22 protein-coding genes and 1 pseudogene are annotated in these 23903 nt (G+C 69.3%); 12 read left to right on the top strand and 11 right to left on the bottom strand.

Annotated elements, in window-relative coordinates:
- Window positions 1-122 precede the first annotated feature (122 nt).
- A complete protein-coding gene (locus tag ABZX92_RS14305) occupies window positions 123-2099 on the bottom strand; it encodes a LuxR family transcriptional regulator (protein WP_355558236.1) in 1977 nt (658 codons plus the stop codon).
- 158 nt (window positions 2100-2257) lie between these two features.
- On the opposite strand from ABZX92_RS14305, the gene ABZX92_RS14300 reads away from it, so the two are divergent.
- Both ABZX92_RS14300 and ABZX92_RS14295 read left to right on the top strand, forming a co-directional pair.
- The gene (locus ABZX92_RS14300) at window positions 2258-2779 is read left to right on the top strand and encodes a hypothetical protein (protein WP_355558234.1); all 522 of its coding nucleotides are present in this window, start codon (window positions 2258-2260) and stop codon (window positions 2777-2779) included.
- A 65-nt stretch (window positions 2780-2844) separates the two neighbouring features.
- Window positions 2845-3702, top strand: coding sequence for an ornithine cyclodeaminase family protein (locus ABZX92_RS14295; RefSeq protein WP_355558232.1), 858 nt, complete (start codon window positions 2845-2847; stop codon window positions 3700-3702).
- A gap of 98 nt (window positions 3703-3800) precedes the next feature.
- Here ABZX92_RS14295 and ABZX92_RS14290 read toward each other — a convergent pair whose 3' ends face one another.
- The 5 genes and pseudogenes from ABZX92_RS14290 to ABZX92_RS14270 all read right to left on the bottom strand — a co-directional run bounded on the left by ABZX92_RS14290 (window position 3801) and on the right by ABZX92_RS14270 (window position 7587).
- The gene (locus ABZX92_RS14290; RefSeq protein WP_355558285.1) at window positions 3801-4982 is read right to left on the bottom strand and encodes a family 16 glycosylhydrolase; all 1182 of its coding nucleotides are present in this window, start codon (window positions 4980-4982) and stop codon (window positions 3801-3803) included.
- Window positions 4983-5189: 207 nt separating this feature from the next.
- Window positions 5190-5438, bottom strand: a complete 249-nt coding sequence (locus ABZX92_RS14285) for an NPCBM/NEW2 domain-containing protein (RefSeq protein ID WP_355558230.1) — start codon at window positions 5436-5438, stop codon at window positions 5190-5192.
- Window positions 5439-5440: 2 nt separating this feature from the next.
- Window positions 5441-5872 carry a hypothetical protein gene (locus ABZX92_RS14280; protein WP_355558227.1) on the bottom strand — a complete coding sequence of 144 codons (432 nt, stop codon included), beginning with the start codon at window positions 5870-5872 and terminating at the stop codon, window positions 5441-5443.
- A 118-nt stretch (window positions 5873-5990) separates the two neighbouring features.
- Window positions 5991-6050 (bottom strand): annotated as a pseudogene (locus ABZX92_RS14275) (hypothetical protein); the annotation flags it as partial.
- 97 nt (window positions 6051-6147) lie between these two features.
- Entirely contained in the window at window positions 6148-7587 is a 1440-nt protein-coding gene (locus ABZX92_RS14270) for a trypsin-like serine protease (protein WP_355558225.1), read from the bottom strand.
- A gap of 132 nt (window positions 7588-7719) precedes the next feature.
- Between ABZX92_RS14270 and ABZX92_RS14265 the strand changes: the two genes are divergently transcribed.
- Window positions 7720-8283: a WHG domain-containing protein gene (locus ABZX92_RS14265; protein ID WP_355558223.1), complete on the top strand. Its 564-nt coding sequence runs from the start codon at window positions 7720-7722 to the stop codon at window positions 8281-8283.
- Window positions 8280-8843: a hypothetical protein gene (locus ABZX92_RS14260; protein ID WP_355558220.1), complete on the top strand. Its 564-nt coding sequence runs from the start codon at window positions 8280-8282 to the stop codon at window positions 8841-8843. Before ABZX92_RS14265 ends, ABZX92_RS14260 begins: the two co-directional genes overlap by 4 nt.
- Here ABZX92_RS14260 and ABZX92_RS14255 read toward each other — a convergent pair.
- Both ABZX92_RS14255 and ABZX92_RS14250 read right to left on the bottom strand, forming a co-directional pair.
- Window positions 8799-9221, bottom strand: a complete 423-nt coding sequence (locus ABZX92_RS14255) for a nitroreductase family deazaflavin-dependent oxidoreductase (protein ID WP_355558218.1) — start codon at window positions 9219-9221, stop codon at window positions 8799-8801. The genes ABZX92_RS14260 and ABZX92_RS14255 overlap by 45 nt on opposite strands.
- Before the next feature lie 2 nt (window positions 9222-9223).
- Window positions 9224-9985 carry a LuxR C-terminal-related transcriptional regulator gene (locus ABZX92_RS14250; protein ID WP_355558215.1) on the bottom strand — a complete coding sequence of 254 codons (762 nt, stop codon included), beginning with the start codon at window positions 9983-9985 and terminating at the stop codon, window positions 9224-9226.
- A 94-nt stretch (window positions 9986-10079) separates the two neighbouring features.
- On the opposite strand from ABZX92_RS14250, the gene ABZX92_RS14245 reads away from it, so the two are divergent.
- The 3 genes from ABZX92_RS14245 to ABZX92_RS14235 are packed head-to-tail and all read left to right on the top strand — an operon-like array spanning window position 10080 to window position 13766.
- A complete protein-coding gene (locus ABZX92_RS14245; protein WP_355558213.1) occupies window positions 10080-11738 on the top strand; it encodes an AMP-binding protein in 1659 nt (552 codons plus the stop codon).
- Window positions 11739-11768: 30 nt separating this feature from the next.
- Window positions 11769-12584: an SDR family NAD(P)-dependent oxidoreductase gene (locus ABZX92_RS14240; RefSeq protein ID WP_355558210.1), complete on the top strand. Its 816-nt coding sequence runs from the start codon at window positions 11769-11771 to the stop codon at window positions 12582-12584.
- A 3-nt stretch (window positions 12585-12587) separates the two neighbouring features.
- A complete protein-coding gene (locus ABZX92_RS14235) occupies window positions 12588-13766 on the top strand; it encodes a hypothetical protein (RefSeq protein ID WP_355558207.1) in 1179 nt (392 codons plus the stop codon).
- Here ABZX92_RS14235 and ABZX92_RS14230 read toward each other — a convergent pair.
- Complete coding sequence (locus tag ABZX92_RS14230; RefSeq protein WP_355558205.1) at window positions 13744-14607, bottom strand: AraC family transcriptional regulator; 864 nt, start codon at window positions 14605-14607, stop codon at window positions 13744-13746. The two genes, ABZX92_RS14235 and ABZX92_RS14230, sit on opposite strands and share 23 nt — an antisense overlap.
- Window positions 14608-14618: 11 nt before the next feature.
- Window positions 14619-15275, bottom strand: coding sequence for a nitroreductase family protein (locus ABZX92_RS14225; protein ID WP_355558202.1), 657 nt, complete (start codon window positions 15273-15275; stop codon window positions 14619-14621).
- Between the two features lie 71 nt (window positions 15276-15346).
- On the opposite strand from ABZX92_RS14225, the gene ABZX92_RS14220 reads away from it, so the two are divergent.
- The 4 genes from ABZX92_RS14220 (at window position 15347) to ABZX92_RS14205 (ending at window position 19309) form a co-directional block, all read left to right on the top strand.
- Window positions 15347-16249, top strand: coding sequence for a LysR family transcriptional regulator (locus ABZX92_RS14220; RefSeq protein WP_355558199.1), 903 nt, complete (start codon window positions 15347-15349; stop codon window positions 16247-16249).
- Between the two features lie 105 nt (window positions 16250-16354).
- Window positions 16355-17446, top strand: coding sequence for a glycosyltransferase 87 family protein (locus ABZX92_RS14215; RefSeq protein ID WP_355558196.1), 1092 nt, complete (start codon window positions 16355-16357; stop codon window positions 17444-17446).
- Entirely contained in the window at window positions 17443-18654 is a 1212-nt protein-coding gene (locus tag ABZX92_RS14210; protein WP_355558193.1) for a sensor histidine kinase, read from the top strand. Before ABZX92_RS14215 ends, ABZX92_RS14210 begins: the two co-directional genes overlap by 4 nt.
- Window position 18655: 1 nt before the next feature.
- A complete protein-coding gene (locus ABZX92_RS14205) occupies window positions 18656-19309 on the top strand; it encodes a response regulator transcription factor (protein ID WP_355558190.1) in 654 nt (217 codons plus the stop codon).
- Between the two features lie 3 nt (window positions 19310-19312).
- Here the strand turns inward: ABZX92_RS14205 and ABZX92_RS14200 are convergent, their stop codons facing one another.
- Window positions 19313-22195, bottom strand: coding sequence for an AAA family ATPase (locus ABZX92_RS14200; protein WP_355558187.1), 2883 nt, complete (start codon window positions 22193-22195; stop codon window positions 19313-19315).
- Window positions 22196-22332: 137 nt separating this feature from the next.
- On the opposite strand from ABZX92_RS14200, the gene ABZX92_RS14195 reads away from it, so the two are divergent.
- Complete coding sequence (locus ABZX92_RS14195; protein ID WP_355558184.1) at window positions 22333-23901, top strand: S8 family serine peptidase; 1569 nt, start codon at window positions 22333-22335, stop codon at window positions 23899-23901.
- Window positions 23902-23903 lie beyond the last annotated feature (2 nt).

Raw genomic sequence — 23903 nt, 5'->3', positions numbered from 1 at the left:
CAACTCCAAGCTACCGCCCACGCGAGGTTTTGTGCGCGAATTCGGCGGAATAGCGGAGAATTCATGTTCTCCATGGCGAAAATGTGCTCGTGTGTGTGGTGGGTGCTTACGGCGGAGAACCTTCACACGAGCGCGCTGAGGTTCGTGCGGCGGGTGCTGCCGGTCTTCGCCAGCAGATTCCGGACGTGTGTGTCGACGGTCCGCCGCGACACCGACAGCTTCACGGCGATGTCGGCGTTCGTGGTGCCCTGGGCGATGAGCAGCAGCACGTCCATCTCACGGCTCGTCACGCCGAACGCGCGCAGGTGGGGCGGCACTTGCGCGTCGCCGCGGCCTCTGCGTGGGATCGGGATGCCGGCTTCGCGCATGACTTTCTCGCAGCGACGGCGCCACGGGTCGTTGCCCAGCGAGACGAAGGTGCCGTGGGCGGGGGTGACTCGGGCGACGTCGTGCGTCAGCGTGGCGCCCATGGCGGCCAGCAGGGGAGTGCGGTCCAGGTCGTCCCACGCTCGGGCCTCGCCGAAGACGAGGTGTGCCAGGCCGCGGTTGGTCCAGGAGCCGATGCCGTGGTCCAGCAGATCCGCGGCGAGGGACGCGTCCGCGTGGTCCACGAACGAAAGCAGCGCGCGGATGCCGCGGGTCTCCGGGAACGACGTCAGCGCGCCCGCGTAGTGGAGGGCTCCGGCGAGGTCGGCCGCCAGCAGTGCGTGCCACAGCTCCGCGGTGGCGGGAGCGGCAGGTCCGAGCGGGTCGCCGGACAACGCCGCGACCGTCCACAGGTGGTGGTCCGCGAGCGAGAGCAACGTGCCGTGGGCGGACGCGCGAGCATGCTGGAGGCGGAACGGGCTGGCCACGGTCAGGCAGTCGACCACGCCCAGTTCGAGCTCGGCACGAGAACGCCAGCACACAAGAGAACGCAGCTGTGTCAACGGTTCCACCGCGTCGGCCGGATCGCCCGTCATGGCCTCGCGCGCGTCCAGGAGCAGTTCGGTGCCGTCCGGGACGCCTGCCAGGAGGTGGGCCGCGGCCGAGGTGTGGTCGCCCAGTTCGACGGCGCAACGGGCGGCACGGCTGTGGGTTTCCGGGGTCGGGACCGACGAGGAGAGGTGGGTCATGGCCTCGTCGAAACGGCCGAGCGAGACCAGGGCGGAGGTGAGCGCGTCCACCGCGGCCGCGCGGATCTCGTCGCTGGGCGCGAGGGTCAGCGCCATCTCGGCCGCCAACGCTGCCTGTTCAGGCGAGCGCAGGGCCAGGTGGCGGCTCAGCAGCACGCGGGTCCGCGCGGCCCGGGTGGGGGAGGCGCGGTGCAGCACGGCTTCGCGGATCAGGCCGTGCCGGAAGCAGTGGGTCTGGCCGCCCACGAGGAGACCGGCGGTGGTCAGTTCGTGCAGAGCGGCGGCGACGGTGTCCGCGTCGAGGCTGGTGAGCGGCTGAACGTCCTGCCACGCCACGGCTTCCTCCGCGACCGCGACGGCGTGTGCCACCTCCGCCGCGGCCGGACCGGCCGAGTCCAGAGCCGCGGCGGTGAAGGCGTTGAGGGTGGGAGAGGTGCCGGTCGCGCACAGTTCGACGATGGCGAGCGGGAGGCCCTCGGCGCGCGTGAGCAACGACGGTGAGCCGTGCAGAGCGTCGATCAGGGCCAGCGAGGCGTCGTCGGCCAGGCGCGGGAGCAGGTCGGAGCCAGCAGGAGCTCGCTCGGAGGTGACGACGACGGCGCTCGCGGTGAGGTGGGGGTGCGCGGAGGCGCCGTCGAGGATCAGGACGCCGTTGACCGTGTGCAGCAACCGGGCCACGGCCTCGGCCTGGACGTCGGAAGAGACGGGTCTGCCGGTGCGCCATTCCGGGACGAGTTCGCCGAGGGCGTCGCGGTAGCAGGCGGGGAGCTCTGGCCAGCCGCGGCGCGTGACCGGGAGCAGGGCGTCGGTGAGGGCGCGGCCGCGCAGGACGGTGCGGCCGTGGTCGCTCGCGATCCGCGCGAACTCCGTCAGCAGCCGTGACTTGCCGATGCCCGTCTCGCCGCGGATCGCCATCGAGCAGCCGTTCGCCAGCGCCTCCCGCCACTCGGTCAGCTGGTCGTCTCGTCCGAAGAGCGGTGTCACGGTTCCAGCTTTCGGGCTGCCCGCGCACCGGCGCCACCTCCATTCCGTTTCCGGCTAACTACGCAACGTCGCCGCCCTAATTCCGCAGCCGGTACCGACGCGGCCGCCCCCGTCCGGTTGGTCAACTTGGTCAGGTCGGATTCCCAGGAGGGGGAAACATGCGTTTAGCAGCAGTGACGGCAGCGGCGCTGGCCGCCGTGGCCGTCTTCACCGGTACGGCGAACGCGAGCGGCTACGAGCACGACGGGTTCGAAGGTTCCTACTGGAACCGCTGGGAGCCGGGCCAGTCCGGCGCCGCGCAGGCGGGCTACGACGACCAGGGCGAGCCCGGTGTGGCCTTCCGCGGTTCGGTCAACGGCTGGCTGTACTCGAACGGCGGGTGGGCGGCCAACCGGCGCAAGGTCGACGTGTCCGGCTGGGGCTCGCGGGGCAACTGCGAGGCGCGGATCTGGGCCAACCCGCTCGGCCGGGCCAACCAGGTCGAGCTCCAGGTCTGGGACCCGAACGGCTGGCAGATGATCGCCACGGAAGCACCCTGGCTGCAGGGCGACAGCTACCAGCAGATCGTCACGCACGTGAACCTGAACGGCCGCAACACGGTCTACGTGCAGGCCATCTTCGCCACCAGCGGAGCCGCTCAGTTCGTGCGCCTCGACGAGATGGAACTCGAGTGCACGTGAGCACCTGATGTGCCCGCGACCGGGCCGCGGACCCCAGCCGCGGCCCGGTCGTTACCATCCGAACCATGACCATGCCCGCAGCGATCGAAGCCGTCCGCGCAGCGTTCGCCGGGCTGACGGCGGGGGAGTTCGAGCTACCGCCGCGGCAGGCGTTCAGCGACAGCCGCTCGCTCGTGATGTCGGTGCACCACAAGCCGACGAGGTCCACGGCGGTCAAGGTGATCAGCATCGAGATCGAGCGGGATCCGGTGATCACCGGCACGATCGTCTACTCGCACCCGGACGGCCAGTTCGTCACCGACGCGGTGCCGCTCACGACCCTGCGCACCGGCGCTGTCGTCGGCGTGGCGACGGATCTGCTGGCCGACGAGGACGCGTCGCACCTCGCGTTGCTCGGGGCCGGGGCGCAGGCGGCGGACCAGGTGCGGGCCGTGCACGCGGTGCGGCCGTTGAAGAAGCTCGTCATCTACAACCGCAACGCGCGGAAGGCCGAGGCGTTGCTGGACAGCTTGAAGGACGAGCTGCCGGACACCGTCGTGGACGTGGCGCTGGACGCCGAGCAAGCGGTCGAGGGCGCGGACGTCGTGTGCTGCGCGACCGCGTCGACGATGCCGCTGTTCTCCTGCGACGCCTTGCAGGAACGGGTGCACGTCAACGCGATCGGCTCGTACCGGCCGGTGATGCGGGAGCTGCCGCAGGCGCTGCTCGAGTCCGCGGAAGTCGTGGTGGTGGACCAGGTCGAGGCCGCGCTGAGCGAGGCCGGGGAGATCATCCGGGCAGTGCGGAGTGGCGTGCTCAGGCTGGAGTCGCTCGTCGAACTCGGTGCGGCGCTGGGGAATCCGCCGCTCAGGGAGGGCCGGACCGTGTTCAAGTCGGTCGGGGTCGCGGTGCAGGACTGGGCTGTGGCAAGGCTCTTGGCATAACAGAACGCTGGACGCCGAACCCTTCCGCCGCAGGGGTTCGAACGTCCAGCGCGGTGATTCTCCCGGTCAGGTCATGCGCTACCCGGCCGGGAGAAACCTCATACCTGCCACTTCTGGCTGGCGACGCCGAGACAGTCCCAGATGTGGAGTCTTGTCCCGTCGGCCGAGGAACCTCCCACGGCGTCCAGGCACTTGTTCGCCTGCGGGTTCACGATGTCCTGAGCCCCGCTGACGGCCCACTGCTGGGCAGGCGAACCGTTGCAGTCCCAGAGCTGGACCACCGTGCCGTTCGCGGTTCCGCCGCCGTTGACGTCGAGGCACTTGCCCAGCGCGCGGATGGTGCCGTCACCGGGACGGCTCCACTTCTGGGCCGCGTTGCCGTTGCAGCCGGTGATCTGGATGGGCGTGCCGTTGGCGGTGTTCGCCCACGGGACGTCGACGCACTTCCCGCCGATGCCGCGGATCTCCGAGCCACCGGCGGGTGGCTGACCGCTGTCGTTGGAGACGCGCACCCAGTCGATCACGAGCTGCTGCGGGAACGTCGTGCTGCCGTCCGGGTAGCCCGGCCACTCACCACCGACCGCGAGGTTGATGATGATGAAGAACGGCTTGTTGAACACCCACGGGTTGCCGTTGACGTCGGTCGGCGTGTTGCGGCCGTAGACGTTGCCGTCCACCGACCACACGATCTCGCCGGGACGCCAGTCGACGGCGAAGTTGTGGAAGCCGTCGGCGAAGTTCGGGCCGTTGTAGGCGTGGGACTTGCCACCCGCGCCGCTGTAGCCCGGCCCGTGGATCGTGCCGTACACGGTGCTGGGCTGGTGGCCCAGGTTCTCCATGATGTCGATCTCACCGGACCCCGGCCACGGGTTGCCGCTGTTGATGTCCGCACCCAGCATCCAGAACGCCGGCCAGATGCCCTGGCCGCGCGGCAGCTTCATCCGCGCTTCGAACCGGCCGTAGGTCTGGGTGAACTTGCCCGCGGTGTTGATCCGCGCGCTCGTGTACTGGCAGGGCCCGTTCCAGCACTGCTGGCCGGGGTTCTCGCGCTTGGCGGTGATCACGAGGTTGCCGTTGCCGTCGTGCACCGCGTTCGAGGTGCCCGACTTGTACCACTGCAGCTCTTTGTTGTTGCCGTTGTTGTTGCCAACTTCCATTTGCCACTTGCCCCCGTCGACACCGGTGCCGGCGGGCGCGTTGAACTCGTCGGCCCAGGTCACCGCCGCATTGGCAGGGGGAGCTTGGGTGGTGGTGGCGACGGTGATCCCCGCGGCAACCATCAAGGCGGCAGCGAGGGCCGTCCCGATGCGTCGCTGCATCGAACCGACCTTTCCGGGATTTAGTTGTGCGCCCAGTGGTTCGGAAGTGTTGTCACGCCGTGACTCTCGGTCAACGTGTAAACCTTTTCACGTTCTTGTCATGATGAGAGCGCTCCCAAACGATCTAGGTCTCGACCAGCGGGTTCAGCACGTCACCTTCGCGTCGGCCTAGTCCGCGTGGTCGGAGTTGATGCCGTCACCGCCGTCTGTCACGACCAGCCGGACCTGGTCGGCGCCGGACACGTTCGCCTGCACCGGTTTCGCGGCCATGGTGCCGGTCACGACGCCGCTGTCCGCGCGCAGCACGCCGTCCACGCCGACCTGGGCGGTCACGGTGGAGCGGCGGCGGCCCAGCAGGTACTCGACGTCACTGAACGCGTGCATGCCCAGCCCCTTGCGGAACGTGGTGCCCTGCACCGTCAGGGCGCGGCCGTCGCCGAGGCCGACACGTAACTCGCCGTGGTGTCGACGGCGCCGGTCCACAGGTCGCGGACCGAGTAGGTGCCCGCGCCGAGGCCGACCTCGCGCAGATCAGTGGAAATCGTTGCGGCGGCGGTGTTCTCGTTGAACAGGGCCACGGCCACGTCACCATTGGCCAGCGGGCGGGACAACACGTGCACGCCACCAGAAGCACGCACGACATGGCCCGCGAGCGCCACGTTCTGCTTGAAGATCGACAGCATCGACGACCAGCTGTCGGAGATGTCGCCTGTGGTGCGCCAAAGGTGCCCGGCGCCGGCGGCCCACAGCCACGGCTGGTTCTCGCCCCACTCGCCGATCGACAGCACGATCGGACGGCCGGTGCGAACCAGGGCGTCGTGCATCGCGCGGTAGCGGGCGCGCGCGTCCACGCCATGGTTGTTGCGGTTGTCGTACTTCAGGTAGTCGAGGCCTCACGAGACGAACAGGTTCGGTGTAGATGCCGAACTTCAGGCCCTTGGCGTGCCCGTAGTCGGCCAAAGCCTTGATACCGCCCGGGAAACGGGCCGGGTCGGGCACCAGGTCGCCGTTCGACGTACGGGACGGCAACGCCCAGCAGTCGTCGATGTTGACGTACTGGTAGCAGATTCACGTTGTGGGCCAGCCGTCTCCGGAAGGTCCGGAAACCTTCCGGAGACGGTGTGGATCAGCCCTGCGGGGTGGTGATCAGGTTGAACGTCGAGCCACCGCTCGCCTGGCGGGCGCTCAGGTCCTCCAGGATCGTCGAGAGCGGCGAGTAGTTGTTGAGCTCGCCGTTCTGGCAGGCGCCGCTGCGCGACTGCTGGCTGCCCTCGAGGATGCCGAGACCCGACTTGGTGACCTGGCTGAACAGCGGGCCGCCGCTGTCACCCGCGCGGGCACAGAGGTCGGTGTTGATGCCGACGTCGGTCGAGAGCACGCGGCCGCACCGGGTGCCGACGAGGTAGCCCTCACCGGCGCCGCTGTCGTAGGAGTCGGGGTAGTTCACCGCGCTGGAACCGGAACCCGTGGCGCACACGATCGCGCCGGTCAGGATCTGGGCCAGCGGGGTGACCGAGGTGATCTCCTGGTTCTCGGAGGTCGCCTGCGGGCCGCACGGGGTGTCGCCGTTGCTGTCCAGACCGCCGTTGCGGCAGTACTTCAGCACCGTGTTGCGGTTCGGCTGGCTCTCCAGCCACTTGTTCGCCGTGGTGGCGTCGATGTACTGAACGGCGGCGTAGTCGTACGGGTAGGCGTTCTTCTCGATGCCGTGCTGGTTCACGACGTTCTGGCGGTTGTGCTGCGTCGGCACGTTGTTGGTCTTGGTCGCCATGCAGTGCCCGGCGGTCAGCACCCACGGCACGTTCGGGAACGCCCCGCCGGTCGTGCGCAGGTTGAAGCCGCTGGTGCAGCCGCCCACAGTGCCGTTGTCACGGGTCATGTCCAGGCGCAGGCCGCCGCGCATGGGGCCGTGGTTCGTGCAGTACAACGGGTGGCAGAAGCCCCAGTCGACCGGGTCGCCGGCGTACGGGGTCGGCTGCTTCAGGGTGCGGGCCGAGACCAGGCTCGGGTCCGCGTCGAACGTGCGCGTCTCGGCCAGTCCCGTCACAGCGGGCTTCTTGAGCCACGAGCGTTCCCAGACCACCACGCGGTTCTCGGTCTGGCTGACGGCCGGCAGGTACACCGACTCCGCGCCCGCGCCGACCTGCCTGGCGATCCGGTCGTGGGCCGCCTGCAACGTGGCCAGGGAGTTCTTCACCGTGCGGACGCTGACGTGCGCGCGGTCCGGCAGGGAGGCGATGTGTCGTTGCGCGGCAACGGGCTTCGTCATCGCGACGACGAGCTTGCCGCCCGCCTCCTGGTCGATCCACATGCCGCCGTACTCACCGGCGGCCTCGCGCTTCAGCGTCGCCTCCAGCTTCGCCGCGTCGTTCTGGAGTTCGAGTCTCCGCAACGCCTCGCGCTCGCTGACCTTGTACGTGTGCTTCAGGTAGTCGATCGACTCCCGGACGGTGCCCGGGTCGATCGAGGTGTGCAACGTCGGTCCGGCGGTGGCCGGTGCAGCCGTGATGGTCGCCGCGGCCACCAGGCCGACGGTGACCGCCCCCACAAACTTGGCTACTCGCAAGGATTCTCCCCATGCCGATGCGAATGACTTGTTCTTCATAGCCGGAAAGCACCGCCCGTGCCGGTGAATCCGCAAGATCTTCACAAAATCTGCGGTGGACACGCACAGGCTAATGGTGTTAGCTTTTGAGCTATGGCCGTTCGCCCACGTCTCACCACCGCCAAGGTCGTGGACGCCGCACTGGAGCTGATCGACGAGCAGGGTGTCGAGGGACTGACGCTCGCCGCCGTCGCCGCCCGCACCGGCGTCGCCACGCCGTCGCTGTACAAGCACGTCGCGAGCCTCGCCGAACTGCGCGGACACGTCGGCGTGCGGGTGCTGGAGGAGATGACCGACCGGTTCACGCGGACCGTGCTCGGTCTGTCGGGCGACGCGGCCGTCGAAGCGCTGATGCACGCATATCGGTCGTACGTAAGAGAAAGCCCGAAACGCTACGCCGCCATGCCGATGGATCCGCTGCACGACGAACTGCAGCAGGCCGCGGGCGTGAAGCTCATCGAGGTCATGCTCGCGACGTTGCGGAGCTACGGCCTGGAGGGGTCCGACGCCATCCACGCCACGCGACGGCTGCGGGTGATCGTGCACGGCTTCGCGTCGATCGAGTCCGGCGGCGGCTTCGGCCTGCCGGAAGGGCTCGACGACACCTACGACCAGCTCGTCCGGATGTATCTCACCGATCTCAGGGGGCAATCATGAAGTGGACGCTCACCGCCGCGGGCCTGCTTTTCCTGCTGTACCCGGCATTACGCCCGTGGGAGGACGAAACGACGACGCAGGGCGCGCAAGCCGCGATGGGCTCGAACCTCTGGGTCGCGTCGCACCTGTTCGCGATGATCGGCTTCATCCTGGTGCCGATCGCACTGCTGCGGATCCACCGCACGGCCGCGATCACGTTCTGGGTCGGCGCCGGCCTCACGCTGCCGTACTACGGCGCCGAGGACTTCGGCCTGCACGAGCTCGCCGCGCAGCCGAACGTCCTGGAACTCGCCGAAGCCATCCGCTACAACCCGGTCGCGGTAACGACTTTCGCCGTCGGACTCGTGACGATGGGCGTCGCCGGGATCATGGTCGCGCTCGAACTCCGCACCACGGCGGCGATTCTGTTCGCGGCGGGGTTCGCGTTGTTCCTCCCGCAGTTCTTCACCCCGCCCGCCGCACGGATCGCGCACGGCGTGCTGCTCGCCGCGGGTTGTGTCTGGCTCGCCTGGGAGTCAGCGCGGAGTGAGGCGGAAGATCCGCAGCTCGCGACCGCCTGACTTGGCCAGGTAGTCCTCGAACGCGGGCCAGGCCGCCACCATCTTCTGCCAGGCGGCCTCGCGTTCGGCGCCTTCCAGCAACGACGCGTGCACATCGCTCACCGAACCCCGGACGTTCACCTGGATGTCCGGGGTCTTGAGCAGGTTCGCGGTCCACGCCGGGTGGTGCGGCTTGCCCCAGTTCGAGCCGATGACGAGCATCGAGGAGCCGTCGGCGACGTACTGGACCTGGTTCTCGCGCCGCTCACCGGACCTGGCGCCCACGGTGATCAGCGTCAGGCCCTTCTGCCTGCTCAACGAGACGGTGCTGACCTTGCCGCCGGTCAGCCGGTACAGGAAGCGGTCGGTCCCGATGACGGCCTTCTCGAACAACGACATCTCTAGAGCGCTCCCGTCGACCTCGCCGCGTGGACGGCGGCGGTTCTGTTGTGCACCCCCAGCTTGCGCATCGCGCCCCGGAGGTAGGCCTTGACGGTTTCGGTGCTGAGCCCGAGCTCGGCGGCGATCTCCCGGTTCGACGCACCCACCGCGGCCAGCCGGAGCGTATCGAGTTCACGCGGGGTCAGTCCGCTCGGGACGGTGACAGGTGGATCACCGCCGAGATCCTGGTGGACGCGGCGCAACCGTTCGCGCAACGCCGGATCGCCGACGAGTCGCGCGACCTCGGCCAGTTCGCGCAGGGCCGCTTGGGTTTGCAGTGAAGGCATGTCCAGGTCCTGTGCGAAGCCTTGGGCGATGGCGCCGGCCATCCTGATCGACCGGTCACCGACTGTCGTCTGGCCGCGCACGGCCCCGTAGAGCACGCCGTGCACCGTGCCGCGAACGGTGACCGGGTAAGCGAACACCGAGGTCAGGCGTTCGTTCACGACCACCATCTGGTCGAACTCGTGGGTGATCGCGCGGGTCGAGGCGTAGTCGTTGACCCGCACCGGCGTGCCCATCGCGATCGCCGTGCCGCCCAGTCCGCGTCCGGTGCCGACGCGCAGGCCGTGCAACGACGTGCCGTGCGTGCCGAGAAAGCTGCTGAGCAACAGGTCACGGGCGGGCGTGACGGCGCCGCCGAACACGACGGGCAGCCCGGTGGCACGGCGGAGCATGTCCAAGCGCTGCGGCAACAGCGCTTGGAAACGGTCTGGCAGCACGTCCAGCAGTTTCGCCGACGAGCGCACCCTCGAAAAGGGGTGCACCCTCGTTCGGGGGTATACCGGTGCCCCCGGCCTCTCCACCCTCTGTGAAATGTCCAGTCACGACACCTACCGCGCGGCCCGCGACCTGATGCTCACCGACCCGGCGTCGTTCGCCTGGCCGAGCTTCGAGAGCAGCTTCAACTGGGCGCACGACTGGTTCGACGTCATCGCCGAGGGCAACACCGCCACCGCGCTGCACATCGTCGAGCAGGACGGTTCCGAGCGCGCCTACACGTTCGACGAGCTGCGGAAACGGTCGAACCGGGTGGCGCGCTGGCTCGCCTGGCACGGGGTCGGCAGGGGCGACAGCGTGATGATCATGCTCGGCAACCAGGTCGAGCTGTGGGAGTCGATGCTCGCGGTGATGAAGCTCGGCGCGGTGATCATGCCGACGACGACCGCGCTGGGACCCGCTGACATTCAGGACCGCCTCGCGCGGGGCTCGGTCCGGCACGTCATCGCGCGCACCGAGGACGCCTCGAAGTTCGCCGAGGACGACCTCAGCCCGGTGCTGATCGCCGTGGGTGGCGCCGAGGGCTGGCTCGACTACGCGGAGACCGCCGAGGCACCGGACGGCCCGTTGCCGCACCCGAAGACCAAGGCGGACGACCGGCTGCTGCTGTACTTCACGTCCGGCACGACCAGCCGCCCCAAGCTCGTCGAGCACACCCAGGTCTCGTACCCGGTCGGGCATCTCACGACCATGCGCTGGATCGGGGTCGAGCCCGGCGACGTGCACCTCAACATCAGCTCGCCCGGCTGGGCCAAGCACGCGTGGAGCTGCTTCTTCGCGCCGTGGATCGCCGAAGCGACGATCTTCGTCTACAACTACGGCCGGTTCGACGCGGCCGCGCTGCTCGGCCAGATCCGGGACAAGGGCGTCACGACGTTCTGCGCGCCGCCGACCGTGTGGCGGATGCTCATCAAGGCCGATCTGAGCGGTGGGCCCGGAACGCTCCGCGAGGTCGTGGCCGCCGGTGAGCCGCTGAACCCCGAGGTGATCGAGCAGGTCCAGAAGCAGTGGGGGCTGACGCTGCGGGACGGGTTCGGCCAGACCGAGACCACGCTGTCCGTGGGCAACGTGCCGGGCGCGCCGGTGAAGCTCGGCTCGATGGGCACGCCGTTGCAGGGCGTTCCGGTGGTGCTCGTCGACCCGATCAGCGGGGAACCGGCCGAGGAAGGCGAGATCTGCATCGACCTCCGGGAGCGGCCGATGTCGTTGATGGTCGGTTATCACGGGGATGAAGAACGCAACGCCGAGGCGATGGCCGGCGGTTACTACCACACGGGCGACATCGCCTCACGTGATGACGACGGCTACCTGTTCTACATCGGGCGGACCGACGACGTGTTCAAGGCGTCGGACTACAAGATCTCGCCGTTCGAGCTGGAGAGCGTGCTGATCGAGCACCCGGCCGTCACCGAGGCCGCGGTCGTGCCGGCACCGGATCCGCTGCGGCTGGCCGTTCCGAAGGCGTACGTGGCGTTGAGCGCGGGCTGGGAGCCGAACCGGGAGACGGCGCTGGCGATCCTGAAGCACGCGCGCGAGAACCTTGCGCCGTTCCAGCGGATCCGGCGGCTGGAGTTCTTCGAGCTGCCCAAGACCGTGTCGGGCAAGATCCGACGCGTCGACCTGCGCACACGCGAGGAGTCCGGGGCCGCCGGCAGCGAGTGGCGGGACGACGAGTTCCCCGAACTGCGCCAGTAGGACGCTTGCCCATGGTGATCTACTGGTCACATGGTGCGAAAGATCGCCGGTCGTCCGGCAGTGATCACCGGAGCCGCTTCGGGAATCGGCCGCAGTCTCGCGCAACGGCTGTCGCGGCACGGCTCGCCGGTGATCATCGCCGACGTCAACGAGGAGGGGCTGGAGGAGACCGCCAAGTCGTTGCACGGCCCGGTGCTCAGCCGGGTGCTCGACGTGCGGGACGCGGAGGACGTGCACCGGTTCGCCGCGGAAGTGCGGGACTGGCTCGACCTGCCGCTCGCCGCGGTGTTCAACAACGCCGGTGTCGCGATCGCCACGAGCGTGCAGAACGCGGTGCCAGAGGACGACTCCTGGCTGTTCGACATCAACTACTGGGGCGTGGTGAACGGGACGCGGGCGTTCCTGCCGCAGCTGGTCAAGCAGAACTACGGCGTCATCGTGAACACCTCCAGCGTGTACGGCCTGGTCGGGATGCCGAACAACAGCGCCTACTGCTCCGCGAAGTTCGCCGTCCGCGGGTTCACCGACTCGTTGCGGCAGGAGCTGCGCGGCACCGGCGTCTCGGCGGTCACCGTGCACCCCGGCGGCATCAAGACCAACATCGTGCGCAACGGCCGCATCCACAGCGACCCCGACGGACACGGGCGGTCGCACGAGCAGATGGCGGCGGACTTCGACAAGGTCGCGCTGACCACGCCGGACAAGGCCGCCGAGATCATCCACCACGGGGTCGAACGCGGTAAGGCGCGGATCCTGGTCGGGCCGGACGCGTACGTGTTCGACGCGCTCGCCCGGATCGCGCCCACCCACTACTTCAGCGTGATGGCGCGGTTGTTCGAACGGTGAGGCATGATCCTCGCCGTGGATTCCTCGGCGGTGGTGCGGCGGACTGAGCAGTGGTTCGTCCGTGAGGGCGCGCCCACGATGATCGAGGGTTACGGCTTCCGTTCGCATGTGCTGCCGCGGATGCTGCCGACGCTGACGTTCTTCACGGTCGGCAGCTTGGCGTGGCTCGTGCTGCTGAGCTCGACCGGGATGTCGAAGTGGGTGCTGCTCGGCGTGATCGTCGCGATGATGGTGTCCGCGTGGATCCTGCTGTCGCTGTTCGTGCGACGGCTGCCGAGTTTCTCGCGCCGGACGACCATTGTGCTGTTGACCGTGTACGCGGCGATGCCGGTGATCGTGCCGGTGCTGCAGTACGTGGCCCACGAGAGGATCACCACGCCCGGAGCGGAAGATCCCGAGTACGACTGGTGGGTGGCACCGCTGTGGTTCATCGCCTTCTTCGGGGTGGCGTTCGTGGCGACGATGCTGGGCACCACCTACGGGCTGGGCGCGCTGCTGAAGGCCGCCATCCGGCACGTGATCGCCGACCTGCGCAACAGCGTGGCCCTGCTCGGCCGGGCGTTGCCGCCGATGTTGTTCGTGACGCTCTTCCTGTTCTTCACCGGTGAGCTGTGGCAGGCGATGAACACGCTGCCGTGGCCGCGGGTCTCGCTGATCGTGCTGCTGTTCGCGGCGATCACCGTGCTGGCCGCCGCCGCCCGGTTGCGCGACGAGATCGGGCGGGTGGAACAGGATCTGCGGCCGGAGATCCTCATCGGCGCGTGCAAGGGCACGCCGCTGTCCGGTGTGGAGATCACCGAACCGTTGCCGCCCAAGCGGTTGAACGGACGGCAGCTGCGCAACCTGCTGGTGATGCTCGCGATCCGTCAGCTCGTGCAGGCGGCGGTGGTCGGGTTCGCGCTGTTCGTGTTCTTCGTGCTGCTCGGGCTGATCGTCGTGACACCCGAGATCGCCGCGAAGTGGATCGGAGAGCAGGTGGCCATCGGGTGGCTCGGGCTGCCGTCGGCGATGTTGCGCAATGCAACGCTGTTCGCGGCGTTCGGCAGCATGTACTTCTCGGTGATCTCGATGAGCGATGCCGAGCACCGGCAGCGGTTCTTCGCGCCGGTGCTGGAGAAGGTCGAGCGGACGCTGGAAGTGCGCGCGGTGTACCTGAAGGTCAGAGGGCAGGTTCCGGCCTGAGCACGGCGTCGCGGCTCGGCGGCAGGCCGAACTGTCGGCGGTACTCGCGGCTGAACTGCGACGGGCTGTCGTAGCCGACTTTGTGGCTGACGCTGGTGACGTCTCTCGTGGTGGCGAGCAGAAGTCGTGCTTCCTGCAGGCGGATCTGCTTCTGGAACTGGATCGGGCTCATCGCGGTGACGGCCTGGAAGTTGCGGTAGAACGCTGATTCGCTCATGCCGGCCAGGCGGGCGACGTTCTCGACCTTGAACGACTCGGCGAAGTTCTCGCGGATCCAGCTGACGGCCTTCGCGATGTGGCTGAGGCTGCTGTCCTGCGTGCCGAACTGGCGGATCACCTCGCCCTGCTCGCTGGTCATGACGCGCCAGAGGATCTCCTGCTTGATCAGCGGGGCGAGTGCCTTGGCGTCTTGGGGATGCTCCAGGAGCCGGGCGAGTCTGGTGACGGCGTCGATCAGCTCCGGAGTGGCGTCGCTGACGGCCAGGCCTTCCGGGGTGCCTGCGGTTCTGGGGAGGTCGTGCTGGAGCAGGAGTTCGGCGACCTTCTCCGGCTTGAGCACCAGGCCGATGCCGAGGGCTGGTTGTGCGGGGCTGATGTCGACGTAGTTGCCGGTGATCGGCATGTCGATCGAGGCCACCAGGTACTGGCCGGCCTGGTAGTCGTAGACGCGGTCACCGAGCGCGATGCGTTTGCGGCCTTGCGCGACGAATGCCAGGATCGTGCCGGTCATCGACGGCGTCGGCGGGCCGCCCGCCGTCGTTCTGGAGACCAGAACATCCTCGATCGACGTGGACATGTCCGGCCTGGCGTGCTTGGTGAGCAATCTGCGCAGTTCGTCCACGAGGTGGAGTATCAGGCAAGTGTGAGGGCTTCGTCGAGCGGCTTGCGGCGCAGGTCCGGGACCTCGCAGTCGGCGGCCGGGTAGCCGACCGGGAAGAGGATGTACGGGCGTTCGCCTGGGCGGCCCAGCAGGTCGCTGAGGAACGTCATGGGGTTAGGGGTGTGGGTCAGCGTCGCCAGGCCCATGTGGTGCAGTGCCGCGATGAAGAAGCCGCACGCGATGCCGGCGCTTTCGTTGGTGTAGTAGGTCTTCCTGCCGTTCTGCTGCTTCTGCGCGAACGCGATGACGAGCCACGGCGCGGTCGTCAGGAACTCTTTGGTGGCATCGGTTTCCAGGTGCGCCAGTGCCGCGTGCCAGTCCGGGACGTCCCGCTCGTGGTAGAAGCGGCGTTCTTCCTGTTCGGCTGCCTCGCGGATTTGTTGTTTGAGCTCGGGGTTCTGCGTGGCGACGAACCGCCACGGCTGTTGGTGTGCGCCGCTCGGGGCGGTGTTCGCGGCTTGGACGGCCAGCTCGATCGCTTCTACAGGCACCGGGTCGGGCGAGAACCAGCGCACCGAACGGCGGCCGTCGAGCAGTTCGTGGAAGGCCTTGCCCCGCTTGAGGCTTTCCTCGACCGGCAGGCGTGGCGGGGTGTACGGGATGAACGGGTGGCGGTGCGTCCGGGTCACTCCTCGCACGATGCTCTCGGCTGACTCTTCTGACCAGCTCAAGTTTCTTGTACGAGTTATAAGCTCAGCTGATGAATCTGCCCAACGTGACCGTGCGGCAGCTGGAGTACCTCATCGCGGTGGCGGAGACGGGGTCGTTGACGGGCGCCGCCGCTCGTTGCCACGTCTCGCAGTCGGCGATCTCACTGGCGTTGAGCGAGCTGGAAGGTGTTCTGGACCTCCGGCTCGTCCTCCGGTCGCCGCGCCGGGGTGCCTCCTTGACCGCGGCGGGCACGCAGGTGCTCGCGGACGCTCGCCGCGTGATCGGTGCGATGGGCGAGCTGGGGGTGGAGGCACGCGGGCTCAGCCGGCAGGTCGGCGGCGTGCTGACGGTCGGCTGCTACGCGCCGATCGCGCCGTTCCACCTGCCCGCGGCGATCGCGACGTTCGAGCGCGAGCATCCGGCCGTGTCGGTGCGGTTCGTGGAGGGGAGCCTGCCGGAGATCCAGGACGACCTGCTCGCCGGGCGGTGCGAGATCGCGTTCCTCTACGACCAGGACGTGCAGCCGGGGATCGCGGTGCACACGCTGTACGACCAGGTGCCGAAAGTGCTGCTGCCCGCCTCGCACCGGTTGCGGAGACGGCGTGCGGTCGCGCTGCGCGAACTGGCCGCGGACCCGTTCGTGCTGCTGGACGTGCCGCCCAGCGAGCGTTACTTCCGTTCGGTGTTCGAGGCGGCGGGAGTGGACATGGTCGTCACGCACCGGGCCCGCAGCTTCGAGCTCGCGCGGTCTCTGGTGGCGCGTGGCGTCGGTTACTCGATGACCGTGCAGCAGCCGGTGGTTTCCCAGTCGTACGAGGGACTGGAGGTCGTGGCAGTGTCGTTGCGCGACGCCGTGCCCACCACTCCGGTCGTGCTGGGACGGGCTGCCGGCGGGCCGCTGACGCGCCGGGCGGAGGCGTTCATCTCGCATTGCGCAGGACTGTTCTCCTGAGCGTGCTACTCCGGTAGTACACGGCGGTTTCGGCTACGGCGGTAGTGCGCGGAGTGGGCGCCGTGGTACGACGATTTCGTGGCGGCGCTTTCCTAGCGTTCTGGTGTGCTCAGAATCCGTTCTGCCCCAGTGGTTGTCGCGGGCGTGTTCCTCCTCATCGGACTGACCGGCTGGCTCGCCGGTCTGCACATCGGCCTCGACAGCACCGTGTACCGCGCTGGTGCCGTGGCGGTGTTGCGCGGCGAGGCGTTGTACGACCAGCTGACCGCGATTCCGTCCTGGTCGATGGACCTGCCGTTCACCTATCCGCCGATCGCGGCCGTGCTGTTCACCCCGCTGACGTTGGTGCCGGTGCAGCTGGTGTGGGCGTTGTTCGCGGCGGCGTCGGTGCTCGGCGTTGCCGCGGTGCTGCGGTGGACCTCTGGAACGCCTTTGTTGTTCCTGCTGGTGTTCAGCCTCGAACCGGTGTGGCGGACGATCGGGTTCGGGCAGATCAACGTGCTGCTGATGGCGATGGTCGTGTTCGACCTGCTGCGCAACGACTCCCGGTGGTCCGGTGTGCTGATCGGGGTCGCGGCCGCGATCAAGCTGACGCCGTTGATCTTCGTGGTGCACCTGGTGGTGACCGGCAGGCTGAGGGAGGCAGGGCGGGCGCTGGGGACGTTCCTGGTCTTGCAACTGCTGGGGTTCCTGCTGTTGCCCGGCGACTCGCTGCGGTTCTGGGGATCGGCGATCTTCACCGGCAACAACGCGACCGGCAACGGCTACTTCACCAACCAGTCGTTCTCCGGTGCCGTGCAACGACTCACCGGTGGCGCTCCTGTCCTGGCCGTGGTGTTGAGCGTGGTCTGCGTCGTCGTGGCGGCGGTGCTGGCCCGGCGGGCGCACCTGCGCGGCGAGCACGTGGTGGCGATGCTGATCACGGCCGGCTGCGGGGTGCTCGTCAGCCCGATCTCGTGGTCGCACCACTGGGTGTGGGTGGTGCCGCTGGTGGCGTTGCTGCGGTCTCGGGTGGCGCTGGTGCTCGTCTGGGTCGTGTTCCTCGGGTGGACGATGTTCTCCCCTTCGGGCAACGCGTTGCTGGACAACCTGTACGTGCTGGCGGCGCTCGTCGGAGGCGCTGTGTGGTGGGGACGCGGCCGAGCTGGAGTTGATGTACGTTCGCGCGTGGGAGCGGGGGACGGGTGGCATCGATGAAGGCGTTCTTCTCCGCCGGTGCGTCCACGCTGTTCAGGGCGAACCGGCTGGTCAGGACGCCGCCGTCGCCGGGGTGGTGGCGGTGGTTGCGGCTGGTGCTCACCTGGGGCGCCGCGGTGGTGGTCGTCGCGCTGAACTCCGACACGGGACCGCTGCCGCAGACGATCGACCTCGCCTCTGCCCCGGCACTGTCGATCACCGGCTTCAGCGCGGCGGTGGTGCTGCTGACGTTGGTGCACCCGCTGTGGGCGTGGCGGTCCGCGGCGGTGCTGCTGGTGTTGTCGCCGATGGTCCTCAAGGGACTCGGCGACCAGTGGGGCTGGCCGTGGACGCCGGGAACGATGCTCGCTGGGGCCGTGGTGCTGCTCGCGGTGGCGCAGAGCTACCGCCAGGCCGTGCTGGGGTGGGTGTTCGGAGGTTCTCTGGTCGCGCTGTGGCTGCCGCACCTGCTCAGCGCCGAGAAGTTCGTCCTGCTGAGTGCTGTCGCGGGCGGTGTGCTCGTGCTCGGCAACGCGATGCGGTTGCGGCGCGTCGCCGAGGCCGAACGCGTCGAGCAGCGGCGGCGGCTGGAGCAGGAGGAGACGCGGGCGGCGACGCTGGAGGAACGCGCGGTCATCGCCCGGGAGCTGCACGACGTGGTGGCGCACCACATGTCGGTGCTGGCCTTGCGTGCGGGGAGTGCGCGCTATCGGTTCGATCTGCCGCCGGAGCTGCTCACCGAGTTCGCGGAGATGCAGGACACGGCTCGTGAAGGCCTGACGGAGATGCGGCGGCTGCTGGGTGTGCTGCGCAACGAGTCCGGTGAGGTGGAGACAGCGCCGCAGCCGCGGGTGGAGCAGATCTCCGAGCTGGTGGAACGGTTGCGGGGCGCGGGAGTCGTGGTGTCGCTGGAGATCTCCGGAGCTGTCGGCTCGGTGCCGGGCGGGGTGGCGCTGTCCGCGTACCGGATCGTCCAGGAGGCGTTGAGCAACGCCGTCCGGCACGCTCCCGGGTCCACCGTGGACGTGAGTGTCGCGGCTTCTGCCGAGGAACTGCGGCTGGTGGTGGCCAACAGTGCGGCTGAACCGCCGCCGCCTGACGACCGGCCCAAGCACGGCCTGCTCGGCATGCGGGAGCGGGTCGCGGCTTTGCGGGGCACGTTCCTCGCGGGGCCGGGGAAACAGGGCGGGTTCGTCGTGGCGGTCACGTTGCCGCTGAACGGGGGATGAGTTGGACACGCGGGTGCTGATCGTCGACGACCAGACGATGGTCAGGCAGAGTTTTCGCGCCGTGCTCGCCGCACAGCCGGACATCACGGTGGTCGGTGAGGCGAGCAACGGCGCCGATGCCGTGCACGCCGCCGTTCGCGACCGCCCCGACGTCGTGCTGATGGACGTCCGCATGCCGATCATGGACGGTCTGGAGGCTGCTCGGCAGATCCTCGCGGACCCTTCACTGGACGTGCGGGTCCTCATGCTGACGACCTTCGACATCGACGAGTACGTCTACGGCGCGTTGAGGGTCGGCGCCAGCGGGTTCCTCTTGAAGGACGCGCCACTGGACGACTTGGTCAACGCCGTGCGCGTGGTCGCGGCCGGCAACGCGCTGTTCGCTCCGGCCGTGACGCGCCGCCTCGTCGCCGAGTTCGCCGCGCGCAGGCCGCCCGTGCCCTCGCGGGCCGACCAGCTCACGGCGCAGGAGCTGAAGGTGCTGCGCCTGGTCGCGCGCGGCCTGTCGAACTCCGAGATCGCAGCCGCGCTGGTGATCGTGGAACAGACCGCCAAGACGCACGTGAGCAGGGTGTTCGCCAAGCTCGGGGTGCGGGACCGGGCTCAGGCGATCGTGGCGGCGTACGAGATGGGCATCGTCGTCGCGGGCGAGTAGTGGCTAGCCGAGGTCCTGGAGCTCGGCCCGCGAGGACACCCCGAGCTTGCGCAGCACCCGTGCCGCGTGCTGCTCGACGGTGCGCGGCGACAGGAACAGCACGTCGGCGATCTTGCGGTTGGTGTGCCCCGCCGCCAGCAACCGGGCCACCTCCTGCTCGCGCGGCGACAGCTCGTTGCCGTACCCGCGCCTGCCCCTGCGCGACGGTTTCCCGACTCCGCTGCTGCGCAACAGATGCCGGCACCGGGCCGCGTCCCTCGTGGCGCCCAGTGCGTCGAACGTGTCGACCAGCGACGAGAGGATCTCCGTCGCCTTCTCGTGCTCGGACGGCAGCAGGCACACGGCCTCGCGTTCGGCGGCGAGCGCGGCCAGATAGGGCGCGGGGAGGGCGGCGTACCGGTCGGCTGCCTCGCGGTACAGGGCCACGGCGGTGTCCAGCCGGCCGTGAGCCTCAGCGAGCTGCGCCCGGCACAGAGCCAGGGCGGCAGCGGCCATCGGCGCGTCCCTGCCCTCCGCACCCCTGGCGAAGTCGTCGACCAGGCATTCGGCGTCGGCCCCGCGCCCACCGGCGAGAAAAGCCGCCACGGCAACGGGACCGAGCTCGGTCGCCCACACCCAGACACCTTTGGTCCGGACGATGGCCAGCCCGCGGTCGGCGTCGGCACAGGCGCGGGCCACCTCGTCCTGCGCGAGCATCGTCCTGGCGAGAGCCGCGCACCCCGCGACGGCGACCGGGACGATCGACTCCTCGGCGGCGAACGCGCCGGTCTCGGCGAGGTGGCCGACCGCCTCCGCCCACTCGCCCCGCGCGGTCGCGAGCGAGCCGAGCACGAGGCACAGTTCGCTGGCCACCGGGAACAGGTCGCGGTACTCGTCCAGCAGGCCGCGCGCCCGGTCGGCGAGGCCGTCCCACTCGCCGGTCAGCCAGTCGAGGCGCGCTCTGGTCGCGTGGGCCGTGCTCGCCACGAACGGCGCGCCGCACTCGGAGGCGAACCTCAGGCCGTTGCGCAGCAGATCGGCGCAGAGACCGAGGTGGCCGGTCGTGGTGAGCGCGTCGGCGAGGTTGCAGTGGGCGCGGGCGAGCTGGCGCAGCTCACCAGGCGTGGAGGCGGGCAGGAAGTCCAGCCCGGGCAGCACGGCCGGGTCGCCGGTGTGCATCGAGGAGCCGAGCTCGTTGGCGTACAACGACATCTTCAGCTCGACCGTCTCCGCCGCCTCCCGCTCGCGAGCGAGGCGGTCGAGCCACGGCCGAACCTCGCTCATCGGGGTCGTGCCGAGGTAGGACAGTCCCAGCACGGCCGTGCCCCTGGCCGCCAGGTCCGGCCGCTCGGCCAGGTCGGCCACCGCCCGTTCGATCTCCGCACGGGCCTGCGAGATGCCACCGGCCTGGCGGATGAGCAGCACGCCCAGGTATAGCCGCACCTCACCGCGGGCAGGCATCGACAGCCGCCGGTCCGACAGCAGCCTTTCCAGCGTCTCGGTGGGGTCGTGCTGGTCCAGGCCGTGGTGGGCCACCCGGCCGAGCTTGATCGCGAGTCTGTCCACATCGGACTCGGGGACGGCCGGGTCGTGCAGCAGGCGTTGCAGCAACGCGGTGGCCGTGCCCGCGTCCCCGAGCTCCGCCGCGCGGTCCGCGGCGGCCTCGCCGTAGCTCAGCCACGCCGAGACGCGCCCGGCGCGTTCGCTGTGCTCGGCGAGCTGGACCAGCGGGCGCGGCTCGACCCGGTCGAGCACGTCGACGGCCCGGTCGTGCAGCTGCTGGCGGTCCGGGCCGCCGAGCGTGTCGTAGACGGCCTGCTGCGCCAGCGTGTGCCGGAAGCCGTACTGCCGCGCGCCGATCTCGTGCAGCACGTGCCCCGTCAGCGCGAACGTCAGCGCCTCCCGGCTGTCGCCGATGGACGCGACCTCGCCGAGGAGCTCGGCCGGCGCGGGCGCGCCCAGCACCGCGGCGGCCTGGACGAGCCGGACCGCGTCGGCGGGCAGTGCGGCCAGCCGCTCGGCCATGGCGTCGCGCAGCAGCACCGGAACGTTCACGTTGTCGAGCAGGCGCCGGGCCGTGGCACCGTCGGCGTGCACCGCGCCCGCCGGGTTGCGCAGGGCGCGCAGGGTCTCCTCGACCACGTACGGGATGCCCGCCGTGCGTTCGTGCAGCTTGACCGCGAACTCCGCCGACACGGTCTCGCCGTCGAGGATGGCCGACGTCATCGTCCGCACCTCGGCGACGTTGAGCGGTTCCAGCTCCAGCAACGCGCTGGTGATCCCGGTCGGCGGCCGGTACGCCGAGCCCAGCGGGACACCGCCCGGCACGTCCTCGCGCCGGTAGGTGACCACGATGGACAGCGCGGCCGGGGGATCGCCCATCAGGAACCGCAGCAGCTGCCGTGACCCGTCGTCGGCCCAGTGCAGGTCCTCGACGACGAGCAGCACCGGACCGAGCACACCGATCAGCTCCCGCACGGCGCGGAAGAACCGGTGCCGCTCGGCCCGCGGGTCACCGGTCGGCGGTGGCGGCGCCGGCAGGTGCTCGGCCAGCTCGGGCAGCAGTGCGCCGAGCACACCGGCCACGGGGCTCAGCTTCGAGGAGTTGCGCGCCAGGCGATCAACGCAGTCGCGCAGCGCTTCCAGCACCACGCCGTACGGAAAGGGCTCTCCGACGGGCTGGCAGTGACCGATGAGGACGGCGATCGGGCCGAGGTCCGCGTCCAGCAGCTCGCGCACGAGACGTGACTTGCCGACGCCGGCCTCGCCTTCGACCATCACCACGGCGGGCTGGTCGGGCACGGCGGCTCGCAGCGCGCCGAGCTGGTCGTCCCGGCCGACCAGCACCGGTGAGCTCGTTCGCATCAGCCCGGTGGGGTCGGACCGCCGAGGGCGTGTCCGGCTCATCACCGACCGATGCTAATGGTGAAAGTCACGTATCCCTACGTAGCGATATCCGGATTGTTCACCGTTGCACGTCGCTCGATGGTGATCCGCACATGGCTGCCCAACCCTGCCGAGGCAGCCGGAACGGAGAACCCGAGATGCGACTTGTTCGCACACCAAGCGTGCTCGCGACCGCCGGGATCGTGCTGGCGGCCTTGAGCACCCCGGCGTCCGCGCAGATGGGCTCGATCCAGACGGCCTCTGTCCAGGCGGCGGAGAACCCGGTCGCGGGCAGCTACGTCGTGGTGTTCAAGGACGGTGCCACCGACGTCCCCGCCACCAACGCCAAGGCGTTCGACCTCGCCCGCAGGCACGGCGGCAAGATCAGCAACATCTACGTCGCGACCGTGCGCGGTTTCGCGGTGAAGATGGACGAGGCGGCGGCGGGGCGGCTCGCGGCCGATCCGTCCGTCGCGTACGTGCGGCAGGACGGCTGGGCGCGGATGTCCGACACCCAGAACGACCCGACCTGGGGCCTCGACCGGATCGACCAGGCGAACCTGCCGCTCGACCAGCGCTACACCTACCCGAACACCGCCCCGAACGTGACCGCGTACGTCCTGGACACCGGTATCTACAAGGCGCACACCGAGTTCGAGGGTCGAGCCAAGGACGGCTACGACTTCATCGACAACGACTCCGACGCGTCGGACTGCCAGGGCCACGGCACGCACGTCGCGGGCACGATCGGCTCGAAGACCTACGGCGTGGCCAAGAAGGTGAACCTGGTCGCGGTCCGCGTGCTCGACTGCTCCGGCAACGGGCAGTACTCGCAGATCATCAAGGGCATCGACTGGGTGGCGCAGAACGCCAGGAAGCCCGCGGTGGCGAACATGAGTCTCGGCGGCGGTGCGGACTCCACTGTGGACAGTGCGGTGCAGCGCGCGATCGCCGCCGGCGTGACGTTCGGTCTCGCGGCGGGCAACAACAACGGTGACGCCTGCCAGACCTCCCCGGCCCGCTTGCCGGAGGCGATCACCGTGGCCGCCAGCGACGCTGCCGACAAGCGCTCGATCTACACCGGCGGGCAGGCGTCGAACTGGGGCACGTGCGTCGACCTCTTCGGGCCGGGTTCGAACATCACCTCCACGAGGAACGGCGGCGGCACCCAGTCCATGGGCGGCACGTCGATGGCGACCCCGCACGTCGTCGGAGCGGCGGCCCTGTACGTCTCCGCGAACCCGTCGGCGACGCCCGCCCAGGTCCGTGACGCTCTCGTGAACAACGCGACGCCCGGCAAGATCACCGACACCCAGGGCTCGCCGAACAAGCTGCTGAACATCAGCTTCATCGGCGGCGGTGGCCCGGACCCCGAGCCCTGCGACGCGGCCACCAACGGCGACGACGTGTCCATTCCGGACACCAACACGCCCGTCACGTCCTCGGTGAGCGTCACCAACTGCACGGGCAAGGCCTCGACCGCCACCAAGGTCAAGGTCGACATCAACCACCCGTACACCGCCGACCTCGCCATCGACCTGATCGGCCCGTCCGGCGCGACCTACAGCCTCAAGAAGGCCCGCGGCACGACTTCGAGCTCTGGTGTGCACGAGACGTTCACCGTGGACGCCTCTGCGGAGAACCGCAACGGCACGTGGAAGTTGCAGGTCACCGACGTGTGGGCCTACGACGCCGGGAACATCGACGCCTGGACCCTCACGTTCTGACG

The organism is Lentzea sp. NPDC006480 (assembly GCF_040611995.1).
In the GTDB taxonomy this organism is placed as follows: domain Bacteria; phylum Actinomycetota; class Actinomycetes; order Mycobacteriales; family Pseudonocardiaceae; genus Lentzea.
This window is presented reverse-complemented; position numbering and strand designations above follow the sequence as displayed.